We start from the raw sequence: 13,602 nt of genomic DNA, 5'->3' as shown, positions 1-13,602 counted from the left end.
AATGATACGGGAGCAGGGAATGTGGAACAAGCCTACTCCATAGATTTCCTCAGAATCGGTTTAAGCCGTTTGTGGGGTAGAACCCTGATAACGGAGTAAAGCACCCCGTTGACCCAGGACATAACCCCGTTCCGAGTCCAGGAACTTGATTTTGTAAAGGTTAGAAGGGACGTTTTCCACTTCCACGTCTTTTTGCCAAGTTTTACCCCCGTCCAAACTACAGAGGAGGTTTCCACTGCCACCACTAACCCAAATTTCTTCAGGAGTGCGATAGGCCAAATCCAAAAATCCCCAACTGGTTGAATATTCAGGGTTAATGGGTTCACTCCACTCAGTAGCATTTTCCGGGTCAGTAAATCGCAATTCACCCCCACGAGCAATCATCCAGAGGCGGCCATTCTGACCAAAACCAATTTTCTCTAGTCGCTTAGAACTAAAACGATTATGGGGTTCCCAGGCTTGAGATCCGGGTTCCCAAGTCGAGTAAAAATTGCCCTTCGCCGAAACGCTAATATAGCGACCCTCCTCAGAGCGAGATAAATTTCTGACAAAACCCACCGCATCTTCAACCAGGGCTGTCCAACTTTTCCCGCCGTCTTCGGTTTGGTAAATTGCACCCAAATCCGTAGTCATTTCAGCACTATTCGGACTCAGAGCTTCAATACTATAGGGAGATCCAGGTAACTTAGCATTCAGAAGAATCCGATCCCAAGTTTGACCTTCATTGGTCGTGTGCAGCAGAATCGAGGGAAGTCCTACAATCCACCCCTCAGCACCGTTAAAGCTGATGGAGTTGAAGCGAACCTTTTCCTCACCTAAATCCAGTTGTTTCACATCCCAATGGTCACCGCCATCAGTTGTTTCCAGTAGCGTAGCGTCACTCCCCACAACCCAACCCCGTTGGGGATTAGTTCCGGTAAAGGCAATATCAGCTAAATCGGCTTGGGTTCCCGTAGAAACCACTTCCCAGGGATTGTAACTGAGTTGGGGTAAGTAGCGACAGCTAACACAGATAAGAGCAACTGTCAATACTATAACAATTTTTTTCAGAAATTTAACAATGTGCATCAGATTCAAAGAAATTTGAACTCCCTCAACTTAAGCCATACAAACTCATAAAAAACAAAAATCCTAGGGCCAAGGCCCCAAAAATTAGAAGATTCTTCTGTTCAGCAGTCAAGGTATTGACCCCCAAACCAAAGCCTTTATTTTCCTCAAACCCCGATGGGTTTTCCTGAGAACCAATATTGATAAACTGGCTTGAAGGCGCACCACAAACCGGACAACGCCATTTTTTGGGCAGATCGGTAAAGGCTGTTCCCGCAGAAACCTTAGAACTCCCTTTCGTCGGCTCATAGACATAGCCACAAGCCCTACACTCATGGCGATCAAGGACTGTAACTTCAGTGGCCGGATCACTCATAACTTCAACACCGGATGAGTTTGGGATTATTAAAATAACTATTAAATAATATTACAAAATTTGAGCAAATCACGGAAACTTTCTGAGTTGGGAAGCCCTGTCTAAGTTTAAATTTAAGAATCCCCGTGAGATCGAAGATTAAGGGTGGGAGTATGTCAAAATGTAAAAAATCAGTTACAAACCCAGAACGGTCAGTAATTTATTGTGTTTGTTCTTAGTGGCTACGAATACTTTTTAGGCTTCCTAATCTTATGCAGCCTAGTTCCCATCCTGGCTTTGACAGCTTCCAAGGTTTTAGGGCCTAAAAGCCGTCGTGGTGTCCGTCATACCACCTACGAGTCAGGAAACGAACCCATTGGAGGAGCATGGATTCAATTCAACATCCGATACTATATGTTCGCCTTGGTGTTTGTCATTTTTGACGTTGAAACCGTGTTTCTCTACCCTTGGGCCGTTGTCTTCCACAATTTGGGACTCTTGGCTTTTATTGAAGCCTTAATTTTTATTTCCATTCTTGTCATTGCACTGGTTTACGCCTGGCGTAAAGGTGCTTTGGAATGGTCATAGACAGTGATAGTGATACAACCATGACTCAAAACGTTTCACCCGACATGGAAAAAATTATTAATCCGGTTGAGCGACCCCAAGTGACTCAGGAACTCTCGGAAAACTTGATCCTGACCACGGTAGATGATCTTTACAACTGGGCAAAGCTCTCTAGCCTATGGCCACTGTTGTACGGGACAGCCTGTTGTTTTATTGAATTTGCAGGTTTAATTGGTTCTCGGTTTGACTTTGACCGTTTTGGTCTGGTTCCCCGGTCTAGCCCTCGACAGGCGGATTTACTGATTACCGCCGGAACTATTACCATGAAATACGCCCCGATTTTGGTGCGTCTGTACGACCAAATGCCCGAACCCAAGTATGTGATTGCTATGGGAGCTTGTACAGTGACCGGGGGGATGTTTAGTATGGACTCTCCCTCGGCGGTGCGGGGCGTGGATAAATTAATTCCTGTGGATGTTTATATTCCCGGGTGTCCCCCCCGTCCTGAAGCGATTATTGATGCGGTGATCAAACTGCGGAAAAAAGTAGCCAATGATTCCCTACAGGAGCGGGCCAATCTCCAACAAACCCACCGTTATTACACCCGCCCCCACAATCTGAAACCGGTGGAACCGATTTTAACAGGTCAATATTTGATGACACAATCCCGTCAGGTTCCCCCCAAGGAATTAACCGAAGCCATGGGTGGGGCAGTTCCCCCCGCTTTAATGGCTGAACCTGCCCAGGAGGAAAAACGTGGATAATTCTGAAGCCCCCTTAGTCGAAGTCGGGAAAGTCTCCCAGTGGTTGAGTGAAAATGGTTTTGAGCAAGAATCCCTGGGCCCTAATGCCATGGGGGTAGAAATGATTAAAGTTGATCGAGACTACTTGATTCCCCTTGCCACTGCCCTGTATGCTTATGGTTTTAACTGCTTACGTTGTCAATGTGCTTATGATGCTGGCCCTGGAGATGCCCTCGTCAGCGTTTATCATTTAGTTAAGATTGATGATGATGTGGAACAACCGCAGGAAATCTGCGTCAAGGTCTTTGTCCCACGGGGTGACCCTAGAGTCCCTTCAGTCTACTGGATATGGAAAGCAGCCGATTTTCAGGAGCGAGAATCCTACGATATGTATGGTATCGTCTACGAAGGTCATCCTAATCTGAAACGGATTTTAATGCCTGAAGATTGGGTGGGTTGGCCTTTAAGAAAAGATTATATCTCTCCTGATTTCCATGAGTTGCAAGATGCCTATTAATGGCAACCCGTAATTCAATCTGGCGATCAAAATTGCCAGATCTCTAGGAAGTCTGATATAGTTGCCTACGATAATGTAGAATTCATATCTTGCTTGGACTGGATACACCCTAGTGATTCCGATTAAGGGTTGTAGTTGAAGGTTGAGCAAGGAGTTCTGCCCTAAGTCAAACGGAATCAGTCTAAGTTTTCGATGCGTTTCGCAATTCACTCTGGTGGAGGAGTCAAATCGTGAGTACACTCAACGGTAAAACATTTAATGATATTAATCGCAACGGCATCTTTGATGCTGGAGACGCGGCACTTCCGGGTGTCACAGTCTTTTTAGATAGCAACGGCAATGGTTTACCCGACACTGCTGAAAAGATTGCTGCCACTGACGTTAACGGTCTTTATTCGTTTCCTAATCTCGCTGCGGGAAGTTACCTAGTTGCATCAACGGTTTCCCCTGGTTTGACCCGGACAACTCCATTATCGGCTGTTCCCCTGACGGGAGCCCCTGCTGAGGTAGCTACATTTAATATTGTAAATACGGCGGCAGTTGTTATCCCTCCTATTGTTCCGTCTTTGACTGGCAACATTAATGGGGCTGTCTTTGTAGATAACAATCTACTGGGTCTCTACAACTACGCCTATGACGATAAGGGCAACGTTATTGCCAATCCCAATGGGTTTTCCCCTCAGACTCAGGTATACGATCCCTTAGTGGATGCCACGTTACCCAGGGTTCCAGTCTACATTGACCTCAATAACGATGGTTTCCTGAATGCTAACGAACCCAGAACCTTGAGCAATGAAGCTGGGTTCTATAACTTTAATGCTTTACCTGCTGGCTCCTACCTGTTGAGAATTGCTCAAACTGCTGATAAGGTAGATGGAGCTCTCTCGATTCTGGGTGATTTACAAACAACCAATACTCCCTTAGTTGTTGATGTCTTTGCTGGCTCAACTATCAACAAAGCGGATTTGGGAGTTGTGGTTCCCAATAGTGTTTACGGTAAAGTCATTAATGACCTAAATGGTAATGGCGTCCCAGAAGCCAACGAACCCGGAATTAACGGCATTACTGTCTTTCTTGACTCTAACGGAAATAATGTCTTTGACTTGGGCGAAAAGTCTACGGTCAGTGGTATTGATGGGGCTTATATTATCAAAGGCTTAAATACCAACGTTGGTCAGGAATCTAACGCCACCTTGGCTCAAAACCCCTATCTCGCCTACCAACTTTTAAATGATCCTCTGTCCGTCGCCAAGACCTTCCCGGTGACTTCACTTCCCCCAACCACCGCCTACGTTAGAACGTCACCGTCGCCCGGAGCCACCATTGATGCTCCTGTGATTCCAGGCGGTTCGGCTCAGGCCAACTTCCTGTATACTTTTGCTCAGACACCGACAGCGGTGCTGCGTGATAGCATTACTGGATTTGTTTTCAATGATTTAAACTCGGATGGGATTGTGCAACCGGGTGAACCCAACAAAGCCGGAGTCCAAGTCTATCTTGACTTCAACAACAACGCCAAACGGGATAATGATACTTCTTTGGTTGAGCCGGCTTCTGTTACCGATGCGTCTGGTTCCTTTGGCTTCTTTAACCTGACCACCCCGGGCGACTACATTGTACGGACAACAGGGAATTTCCCGACCACTGCAATTCCTAATGTCATCTTAGGCTCGGGTCAAGCAGCCCAACTGGCTATCGGTGTGTCTAGTGTTAAACCGACCCCTGCTATCAATGAAAAAACTTTGGTTCCTGTTCCTGGAGTCCAAGTTGTTGCCCAAAACGCCTTCTTTCCTAATACTGGATTCCCAGTCGTTTAAATTTAGTGATTGATTGATACATCGATCAGTTTAATTAATCTTCATCCTAGGGAAGCACTAATTCTTAGAATTAGCTTTTTCTCTAGGGTGATATTTTTTGACCGCAAAAATAGAAACGCAGCTTTAAACATTCTGCAAAAAGGATTAATTAGCGTGGGGCACACGCCAATTTGTATCAAGGTACTCAGATTTTCTCTACTACTGCTGATTAATTTGAAGTAGGCTAAATTAAGTGGAGTTTAACTTAAAATAATTTGTCTCAAGTTTTGACAACTTCAAAATTTCCCGCCCGCACTTTTAAGCTGAACAATGGTTTAACGGTGATTCATCAGCAAATGACCGCCACTCCGGTTGTGGTTGTTGATGTTTGGGTTAGGGCTGGTGCTATTTATGAGCCGGATATGTGGTCAGGGATGGCGCACTTTCTGGAACACATGATTTTTAAAGGCACAGATTGGATTGGGCCGGGGATGTTTGATCATGTGATTGAAAGTTGCGGGGGTGTCGCCAATGCTGCTACCAGTCACGACTATGCTCATTTTTATATTACAACCGCCGTTCAATATTTAGAGGAAACCTTAAACGCCTTGGGAGAGTTATTGCTCCATGCAAGTATTCCCGATGGTGAGTTTAATCGAGAACGGGATGTGGTTTTAGAAGAAATTCGTCAGGCTCAAGATGATCCCGATTGGCTGAGTTTCCAGATATTAATGGAAACTGTATATGAACGTCACCCCTACAGTCGTTCGGTTTTGGGAACAAAAGCGAAATTAATGGAGCGAGCGCCCCATGAAATGCGACGGTTTCATCGATGTCGCTACCAACCGGAAAATATGGCTGTGGTGATGATTGGAGATGTAGAAGAACAACAAGCTCTGGATATGATTAGTCAGGCTTTTAGTAACTTTTTACCCCCAACTACTTACACCCATCTTTATGAAGTGGTGCAACCTCAAATTCGGGGAATTCATCGTCGGGAACTGCGTTTACCTTATGTTGAAGAAGCCCGTTTAACCTTAGCTTGGACAGGCCCAGGAGTGGAACAATTAAGACAAGCCTATGGACTCGATTTGCTTTCTTCGGTGGTTGCTTCGGGAAGAACCTCTCGATTAGTCCAAAAACTGCGGGAGAAACTTCAGCTTGTCCATGATATTTGTAGTGACTTTTCCCTACAACAAGAGTCTAGTTTGTTTACGATTAGTGCTTTATTAGAACCTGGACATTTAGAGAAAGTAGAAGCACTGATTTGTGAAGAAATTAATCAGTTAATGAACCAGCCAATTTCAGAACCAGAATTAAGGAGAAGTCAAAGGTTTCTCTGTAATGACTATGCGTTTTCAACGGAAACCCCAGGACAATTAGCGGGGCTATATGGATATTATTTTACCGTCGCAGAACCCGAGATATCGGTAACTTATCCGGCTCAAATACAATCTTTTGACCCTTTAGAATTGCAAGCTGTTTTGAAGGAACTGCTGAATTTAGAAAATTATGCCGTGATGGTAGTTCAACCCTAGGATTTAAAGATTAAAATATTAATTTTGTTGATCCTTAAATCCTGATTGGGTTTACCACTTTAATAAATTAAATTCTTCCATATCTATGGTATCCCGGTTGCGATAAATAGCCAGAACAATGGCTAAACCTACAGCCGCTTCCGCCGCAGCTACGGTAATCACAAAAACAGTGAAGACTTGACCCCTAATATTGGCGGAATCTAAGAAGTTAGAAAATGCCATGAGGTTCAAGTTGACCGCATTCAATAATAATTCAATCGACATCAAAACTCGAACGGCATTACGACTGGTAATTAATCCATAGATTCCAATACAAAAAAGAGCCGCTGCTATTAACAAAAAATACTCCAGTTGTAATTGCATAAATCTCTATTGTTCTCCAATTTTATTGTAGTTCAAAATTAAGGAATAGGGAACAGGGAACAGGTAATAGCTAATAGGTAATAGGTAATAGGTAATAGAAAGAGTTTGCTTCCCTTGCTCCCCTACTTCCCTACTCCCCCTTTTGAGGGCGATCGCTGGCTACAGAAATCAACTCCCGGGGACGTTCCTGTAACGTTAAAACCGGAGGTTCACTTTTTTGGGTGGGTAAAATATCAGAAATATAATCTCGACGGGCAAGAATAATCGCCCCTACCATTGCCATTAATAAAAACACCGAGGCTAACTCAAAAGGTAACAGGAAATCACTAAAAAAGTGTTGCCCAATTAATGTAACTGAACCGCCCACGGGTTCAACAATCGGAGTAATTAACCAAGAAGTCGATAAGACCATGGTTCCTAAGAGGGCAAATAATCCCACACAGACAATGGCGGTTGCACCCTTCCGCAGCCAGTTTAGAGGCAGTTCTTTAAAGGTTTCTCTCTTGTTAACCAACATAATCCCGAATAGGATCAGAACATTCACCGAACCCACATAAATTAAAACCTGGGCGGCGGCGACAAAATCAGCATTCAGGAGAATATACAATCCAGCAATACTAATAAATGAACCCCCGAGTAAAAACGCAGAATAGACGATATTTTTGAGCAGCACCACACCTAAAGCTGTCCCAATCATCATCACGGCTAATAAGCCAAAAGCAACAATTTGAACCCCTTCCGCTAAATTCACAATTCTATCCTTATCAGTAATCAGTTTAATCAGTTTAATCAGTTATCAGTCATCAGTTATCAGTCATCAGTTTAATCAGTGGGCCAGACGTGCCACGGCGCGTCTGTACCAGCGTTACTCCTGATTGCCTTTTGACTTTTGTTCAATAATGGATTCTGGGCGTAACCCGGGTCGAACTGCCGTTTCCGGTAAATCATGGGGGTCAATTTCCCCGGCGGGTAAATAAGCGAACTCTCGCAACGGTGTGACCATTGGATCATTGGTCACCTTATAGGGTAAACGTCCTAGGGCTACGCTGTCATAGTTCAATTCATGACGGTCATAGGCCGCTAATTCATATTCCTCCGTCATCGAGAGGCAATTGGTAGGGCAGTATTCCACACAGTTTCCACAGAAAATACAGACCCCAAAATCAATACTGTAGTGTTTAAGCTGCTTTTTCTTGGTTTCCTTGTTATAGTCCCAATCCACAACGGGTAAATTGATCGGACAAACGCGAACACAAACCTCGCAGGAAATACATTTATCAAATTCAAAATGAATCCGCCCCCGAAACCGTTCAGAAGGAATTAATTTTTCATAGGGGTACTGAACGGTAATGGGGCGACGACGCATATGATCAAACGTAACCCCAAGCCCCTGGCCGATATACTTTGCAGATTGAAAGGTTTCCTTCGCGTAATCGGTAACTTGGTTCAGAAACTTGAGCATGATGTCTCCCTCTAACAGTTATCAGTAAACAGTAATTAGTTATCAGTAAAGATTTAAGTGATCTGCAATCAGCATTTCAGACTCAGTTGGTAATCAGTAGCTTTCAAATTAAAATCTTACACTGATAACTGATTACTGATTTGGCTTTATCCGCCAAAAGCAACGGGAAAAGCCAACTTGAGTGCGGCCGTTAATAGTAGATTGACTAAGCCAACGGGTAATAGGAATTTCCAGCCTAGATTTAATAATTGGTCAATCCGAACCCGAGGTAATGTCCAGCGCAGTAAAACCGCTGTAAACACTAACAGATAAGCCTTTAAAACGGTCATGGTGATGCCCAACATCGCCAAAATGACTTGTAACCAGGGTGTAGTTTCACTGACTCCTAAGAGCGGAGCCACCATATCAACCGGAATCGGGAAATCCCAACCCCCCAGGTATAAGACCGCCACGATTAGAGCGGACAATACCAAGTTGACATAGGAGGCCAAATAATACAGAGCAAACTTCATCCCCGAATATTCAGTCTGATAACCGGCAACCAGTTCTTCCTCAGCTTCAGGTAAGTCAAAGGGCAAGCGTTCACACTCGGCCAAGGCTGCAATCCAGAAAATCATGAACCCCACGGGTTGACGCCAGATATTCCAACCTAGAATCCCATAGCCAGATTGCTGATTCACGATATCCAAGGTACTCATACTATTGGAAATCATGACCACGGCTAGAACTGCTAAGGCCAGGGGAATTTCATAGCTAATGGATTGGGCGACGGCCCGTAACCCTCCTAATAAAGAATATTTATTATTAGAGGCATAACCGGACATTAATAACCCAATCGGTTGAATACTTGAAAGGGCAATCCAGAGAAAAATAGCGGTACTTAGATCCGTAATCACCATGTTTTGTCCAAAGGGGACAATTAAATAGGACAAAAACACGGGAATGGAGACAATAACCGGCCCCAAGGTAAATAACCAGGGGTCTGCATTAAAGGGAATCGTATCTTCCTTAAACAGTAATTTCAGACCATCGGCTAAAGGGGCTAAGATTCCCATTGGCCCCATGTACTCAGGGCCAATGCGCTGTTGGGCGGCGGCGGAAATTTTCCGTTCTAGCCATACCGTTCCTAAAACACCAACAGTTGCAGATACAATCATTAATCCCATGGGCAGAGTTAGCCAAAACAATTTGGCTATCTCTAAGGATAGGCCCAGACCTGTGAGGCCTTCTACAAAACTTGCTTGTAAATCAATTCCTGGGTTCATGGAATCAGTAATCAGTAATCAGTAATCAGTCATCAGTCATCAGTAATCAGTAATCAGTCATCAGTCATCAGTAATCAGTCATCATTGTAGAACTGATCACTAATTTTTTGCCGTAAACCAGTATAGCGTTTGAATGCCCTCAAAACTTTAGCCTGATAGCCTGAACATTCCCTCTGAATACGGCGATCAAACTGGTTTACAGAGTTTCTCCTTGTAGGTTAATCGCGCAGTTGCGTTCATGAATGGGAACATAGGTTTCATTATGGGAACCAGTATAAATTTGAGTCGGACGGAAGATGCGGTTTTTGGTAATTTGTTCTTTCCAGTGGGCTAACCAACCTGAAACCCGGGCGATCGCAAAAATCGGGGTAAATAGATCTGAGGGAATATTTAACTTGCGGTAAACCAAACCGGAATAGAAATCAACGTTAGGATAAATGCCTTTTTCCCCTAAACGATCAGCCACAACTCGTTCTAATTCCAAAGCAATTTCATAATATTCATCATGGCCAAACCTTTCAAATAGCTGTTCTCCTAGTTGTTGCAAAATCGTAGCCCGGGGATCTTTAACTTTATAAACCCGATGTCCAAATCCCATGATTTTAGATTTGGTCGCAATCAAATTATCCACGTAGGAGCCAACATTTTCCACAGAACCAATTTCCTCTAACATCGTCAAAACTTCCTCATTCGCCCCCCCATGTAATGGCCCAGCTAAGGTTCCGACCGCCGAAGCTACTACCGCATAGGGATCGGTGAGGGTAGAAGCGGTTACCATGGCGGAGAATGTAGAAGCGTTAATAGTATGTTCCGCATGAAGGGTGAGACAAACATCAAAGACCCGGGCGGCGATCGGATCGGGTTCCCGCTCATTTAACATATAGAGAAAGTTGGCGGAATAATCCAAATCATCCCGGGGCTGTACGGGATCGTTACCCTTTCGCATCAATTGGAAAGCTGCAACCATGGTGGGAATTTTAGCCAGTAACCGGACAACGGCTTCTCGAATATATTCGGGATTATCTAAAGCCCGACGAGAATAGAATAGTCCTAAAGCTGCCGCCGAAGTTTGTAAGGCGTCCATGGGATGTCCAGATTCGGGAAAGCATTTCATCATGTCCCGAATTCGATATTTAATCCGTCGATGATAGCGAATTTCATGTTCAAAGTCTGCTAATTCATCTTTGGTGGGGAGTTTTCCCCAGATCAGTAAATAGGAGGTTTCCAGAAAGGTACTCTGGTTCGCCAGTTGTTCAATCCCAATTCCTCGGTACTCTAAAATGCCTTTTTGTCCATCAACGTAGCTAACACTGGACAAGGTAGCCGGAACACCCTCAAGACCGGGCTTGAATTCACTAATGGCAGTCATAGAAGTTTATGTATGTGTGTGGATATTTATCAAGCTACATTACCAGAGCAATTGATAGTGTTTTCGTTTTGACAGGATTTTGTTATCTCTTTCTGACACTGATGAATCACCCTTGGCTCTTTAACTTAACAAAAATTTGGGGGGAGTTAACCAGAACAGTTGACTATTCCCGATGGGGTTAGTGACGGGCAGGTTAATTCCCATAATTCCGGCTTTTTTGACTATTAGGGAGGCTTTCGGCTGTCCCCAAATTAATAATTCTGCCCAATATCCTAAATCGGGTTGATGTCCCACTAAGGCTAAACTTTTACCCCCTGTTAACTGCCAAGTTTTGTACCAAGAGATCCAATCCTCAATTTTGCCATCGGGAGCTAAGGGGGCAAATTCCTCTAGGTTAGAAGATAATCCTACGGCTTTGAGAATGTCTGCGGTTTGGCGGGCGCGAATCAGGGGACTGGTGAGAATTTGATCAAATTGTAAGTTAAGTTGTTTCAAGCGATTAGCCACTTGGCGGGTTTTGCGATCGCCTTCTTGGGTTAAAGGGCGTTGATCATCATTTTGATATGTTCCCCGTTCTGCGGCAATGCCATGACGAATCAAATATAAATTAGTCATAAAATAAACAAATATTTTTGTTGATAGCTTTATATACTAAGATTTTAAAGGTTTTATCTTGAAACCTCTGAAAATTAGTTAAGTTAAATTTGTAGTCTTTTTCTTGACTTTTTATTGAAACTATGCGTCTATAAATGCTGATCTCAAAGTTAGATCGGTGGATATTTTTAGGTACAGCTTAATCCCTCTCAGTTCTACAATTCATTTCGGTGTGAAGGAGTAATCTCGTGGCTCAGTATAGTTCTATCCTGCGACAACAAAAAATCGCCCTCTTTGCTCTTGTAGCGGCGACTACAAGTTTTGTGATCGGTGTGATATTACCATTTAATCTGCGTGTTGAACGAGCCAGTAAACAGAGTATTGCTGCGATTTCTTCACAACCCCAAAGGGAGATTTCTCAAGGAGCCCAAAAAGCTGAAGATACTGCTACGGTGCGGACAACTCCTGCGGTGATATCCAGATCGGACTTAAATCCGAAAGATGCGATCGCCCAGGGAGTAGAGAACCTGAAAAATACCTTAATACAACTAGAAACTCAACGCTTTACCTATACCATTCCTGAACAATTCCAAGGGAAAACCGTTAAAGAAGTGAGTCTTCCTGGGGAACAAAAAGTAATTGCGTTTACCTTTGATGATGGCCCCTGGCCTAAGAGTACCCGACAAGTTTTAGATATTCTCAAAGATAATAATATTAAAGCTACTTTCTTTTGGGTGGGTTATGCTCTCAAAAATCAGAAAGATATTGGCAAGGAAGTAGTTAACGAAGGTCATGTTATTGCTAACCATACCTGGAGTCATCGCTATCACAAATATAGTGCAGCAGGAGCCGCAGAGGAAATTGAAAGCAACAATAAATTAATTGAAGAAGTAACCGGGGTTGAAAGTCCCTTATTTCGACCGCCAGGGGGAGTTTTGGATAATGGGTTACTGGATTATGCGTTTAAGCAGAATCATGTGAATATCTTATGGTCAGTGGATTCTCAGGACTGGAAAGCTTCATCGGACAAAATTATTGATAATGTTTTAAAACAGGCTAAATCCGGTGGCATTATTTTAATGCACGATGGGGGAGGAAATCGTTCAGCTACGATAAAAGCATTACCAATTGTGATCAAAAAACTCAAAGAGCAGGGTTATACTTTTGTCACAGTTCCTGAATTATTAAAACTCGCGGATCAAAAACCCGTTGAACCATCTCAATCTACTGATAGCAGTCAACCTTAAGTCTATCATTAATCAAGGATTAGTGACACCGGAAAGTTATGATCAATTATCGGTTGTCACTAACCTTAGAATATTGTTAGGTTCGTAGGGGCAGGTTCATCGAGATTTAGGTGATTAACAAAGATCTCAATAAACCCGCCCCTACAGGTTAATTAGTTAATTTAGGAGTTTAAGGTTGTGATTATTTCTAATAGTTTGGAACCGAAATTAACGGAAAATCAACCTCAGTTTCAGGATAGTTTTTTAATTACAATTGCGCCTCTTTTATTAGAGGAAATTTATACTTTAGCCGATGATCAAAGAAATGGCGCTATTGTGGTTATGAGTGGAATGGTGAGAAATCAAACCAATGGTCAACCCGTGGAATCTTTAGAATATCAAGCCTATCAACCGATGGCGATAAAAGTCTTTGAACAGATTGCCACAGATATTCGCGCTTCTTGGTCAGATGTGACCCGTGTAGTGATTCATCATCGCATTGGACGGTTAAGAATTGGTGAAATTAGTGTTTTAATTGCGGTGGGTTGTCCTCACCGTCGAGAAGCCTTTGAAGCCTGTCAATATGCGATTGATACATTAAAGCATACCGCACCAATTTGGAAAAAAGAACATTGGAAAGATGGTTCAAGTAGTTGGGTCAGTATTGGCGCTTGTGAAACTAATTGTTAATTTCGATAGCAGGGAACACCGGAACAGCCCCCCAAACCCCCCGTGCACGGGGGGCTAGGGGGGGAGGGAA

15 protein-coding genes are annotated in these 13,602 nt (G+C 43.5%); 7 read left to right on the top strand and 8 right to left on the bottom strand.

What is annotated here, in order from left to right:
- Nucleotides 1-60 precede the first annotated feature (60 nt).
- On the bottom strand, nt 61-1,068 hold the full coding sequence (locus NMG88_RS17170; RefSeq protein ID WP_254035650.1) for a photosynthesis system II assembly factor Ycf48: 1,008 nt from the start codon (nt 1,066-1,068) through the stop codon (nt 61-63).
- A 25-nt stretch (nt 1,069-1,093) separates the two neighbouring features.
- Entirely contained in the window at nt 1,094-1,423 is a 330-nt protein-coding gene (locus tag NMG88_RS17165) for a rubredoxin (protein ID WP_026785474.1), read from the bottom strand.
- Between the two features lie 204 nt (nt 1,424-1,627).
- Between NMG88_RS17165 and ndhC the strand changes: the two genes are divergently transcribed.
- From ndhC to NMG88_RS17140, 5 genes are all read left to right on the top strand, one after another.
- Nucleotides 1,628-1,990, top strand: a complete 363-nt coding sequence (ndhC, locus tag NMG88_RS17160; protein WP_026785473.1) for a photosynthetic/respiratory NAD(P)H-quinone oxidoreductase subunit C — start codon at nt 1,628-1,630, stop codon at nt 1,988-1,990.
- 20 nt (nt 1,991-2,010) lie between these two features.
- The gene (locus NMG88_RS17155) at nt 2,011-2,733 is read left to right on the top strand and encodes an NADH dehydrogenase subunit K (RefSeq protein ID WP_199918569.1); all 723 of its coding nucleotides are present in this window, start codon (nt 2,011-2,013) and stop codon (nt 2,731-2,733) included.
- Nucleotides 2,726-3,229 carry an NAD(P)H-quinone oxidoreductase subunit J gene (locus tag NMG88_RS17150; RefSeq protein WP_026785471.1) on the top strand — a complete coding sequence of 168 codons (504 nt, stop codon included), beginning with the start codon at nt 2,726-2,728 and terminating at the stop codon, nt 3,227-3,229. The genes NMG88_RS17155 and NMG88_RS17150 overlap by 8 nt, the downstream gene beginning before the upstream one ends.
- A 230-nt stretch (nt 3,230-3,459) precedes the next feature.
- Nucleotides 3,460-5,046, top strand: a complete 1,587-nt coding sequence (locus NMG88_RS17145; RefSeq protein ID WP_254035649.1) for an SdrD B-like domain-containing protein — start codon at nt 3,460-3,462, stop codon at nt 5,044-5,046.
- 254 nt (nt 5,047-5,300) lie between these two features.
- Nucleotides 5,301-6,563: a M16 family metallopeptidase gene (locus NMG88_RS17140; protein WP_042153887.1), complete on the top strand. Its 1,263-nt coding sequence runs from the start codon at nt 5,301-5,303 to the stop codon at nt 6,561-6,563.
- A gap of 51 nt (nt 6,564-6,614) precedes the next feature.
- On the opposite strand, the gene nuoK is transcribed toward NMG88_RS17140, so the two are convergent.
- From nuoK to sixA, 6 genes are all read right to left on the bottom strand, one after another.
- Nucleotides 6,615-6,926 carry an NADH-quinone oxidoreductase subunit NuoK gene (gene nuoK / locus NMG88_RS17135; RefSeq protein ID WP_026785468.1) on the bottom strand — a complete coding sequence of 104 codons (312 nt, stop codon included), beginning with the start codon at nt 6,924-6,926 and terminating at the stop codon, nt 6,615-6,617.
- 130 nt (nt 6,927-7,056) lie between these two features.
- A complete protein-coding gene (locus tag NMG88_RS17130; RefSeq protein WP_026785467.1) occupies nt 7,057-7,677 on the bottom strand; it encodes an NADH-quinone oxidoreductase subunit J in 621 nt (206 codons plus the stop codon).
- A gap of 114 nt (nt 7,678-7,791) precedes the next feature.
- Nucleotides 7,792-8,388 carry an NAD(P)H-quinone oxidoreductase subunit I gene (ndhI, locus tag NMG88_RS17125; protein ID WP_026785466.1) on the bottom strand — a complete coding sequence of 199 codons (597 nt, stop codon included), beginning with the start codon at nt 8,386-8,388 and terminating at the stop codon, nt 7,792-7,794.
- Nucleotides 8,389-8,534: 146 nt separating this feature from the next.
- Nucleotides 8,535-9,653, bottom strand: a complete 1,119-nt coding sequence (gene nuoH, locus NMG88_RS17120) for an NADH-quinone oxidoreductase subunit NuoH (protein WP_254035648.1) — start codon at nt 9,651-9,653, stop codon at nt 8,535-8,537.
- 196 nt (nt 9,654-9,849) lie between these two features.
- Nucleotides 9,850-11,022 carry a citrate synthase gene (locus tag NMG88_RS17115; protein ID WP_042153892.1) on the bottom strand — a complete coding sequence of 391 codons (1,173 nt, stop codon included), beginning with the start codon at nt 11,020-11,022 and terminating at the stop codon, nt 9,850-9,852.
- Between the two features lie 120 nt (nt 11,023-11,142).
- On the bottom strand, nt 11,143-11,637 hold the full coding sequence (gene sixA, locus NMG88_RS17110; protein WP_026796335.1) for a phosphohistidine phosphatase SixA: 495 nt from the start codon (nt 11,635-11,637) through the stop codon (nt 11,143-11,145).
- Between the two features lie 227 nt (nt 11,638-11,864).
- Between sixA and NMG88_RS17105 the strand changes: the two genes are divergently transcribed.
- Nucleotides 11,865-12,863, top strand: a complete 999-nt coding sequence (locus tag NMG88_RS17105; protein ID WP_254035647.1) for a polysaccharide deacetylase family protein — start codon at nt 11,865-11,867, stop codon at nt 12,861-12,863.
- Between the two features lie 183 nt (nt 12,864-13,046).
- The gene (locus NMG88_RS17100) at nt 13,047-13,532 is read left to right on the top strand and encodes a molybdenum cofactor biosynthesis protein MoaE (RefSeq protein ID WP_042157380.1); all 486 of its coding nucleotides are present in this window, start codon (nt 13,047-13,049) and stop codon (nt 13,530-13,532) included.
- Nucleotides 13,533-13,602: the final 70 nt, after the last annotated feature.

This window comes from Planktothrix agardhii, assembly GCF_904830935.1.
Lineage (GTDB): Bacteria > Cyanobacteriota > Cyanobacteriia > Cyanobacteriales > Microcoleaceae > Planktothrix > Planktothrix agardhii.
This window is presented reverse-complemented; position numbering and strand designations above follow the sequence as displayed.

What these genes read in the sequence shown, in the direction of transcription:
- NMG88_RS17170 (WP_254035650.1), bottom strand. Translation starts at nt 1,068, where the DNA reads ATGCACATTGTTAAATTTCTGAAAAAAATTGTTATAGTATTGACAGTT.
- NMG88_RS17165 (WP_026785474.1), bottom strand. Translation starts at nt 1,423, where the DNA reads ATGAGTGATCCGGCCACTGAAGTTACAGTCCTTGATCGCCATGAGTGT.
- NMG88_RS17155 (WP_199918569.1), top strand. Translation starts at nt 2,011, where the DNA reads ATGACTCAAAACGTTTCACCCGACATGGAAAAAATTATTAATCCGGTT.
- nuoK (WP_026785468.1), bottom strand. Translation starts at nt 6,926, where the DNA reads ATGCAATTACAACTGGAGTATTTTTTGTTAATAGCAGCGGCTCTTTTT.
- ndhI (WP_026785466.1), bottom strand. Translation starts at nt 8,388, where the DNA reads ATGCTCAAGTTTCTGAACCAAGTTACCGATTACGCGAAGGAAACCTTT.
- nuoH (WP_254035648.1), bottom strand. Translation starts at nt 9,653, where the DNA reads ATGAACCCAGGAATTGATTTACAAGCAAGTTTTGTAGAAGGCCTCACA.
- NMG88_RS17115 (WP_042153892.1), bottom strand. Translation starts at nt 11,022, where the DNA reads ATGACTGCCATTAGTGAATTCAAGCCCGGTCTTGAGGGTGTTCCGGCT.
- sixA (WP_026796335.1), bottom strand. Translation starts at nt 11,637, where the DNA reads ATGACTAATTTATATTTGATTCGTCATGGCATTGCCGCAGAACGGGGA.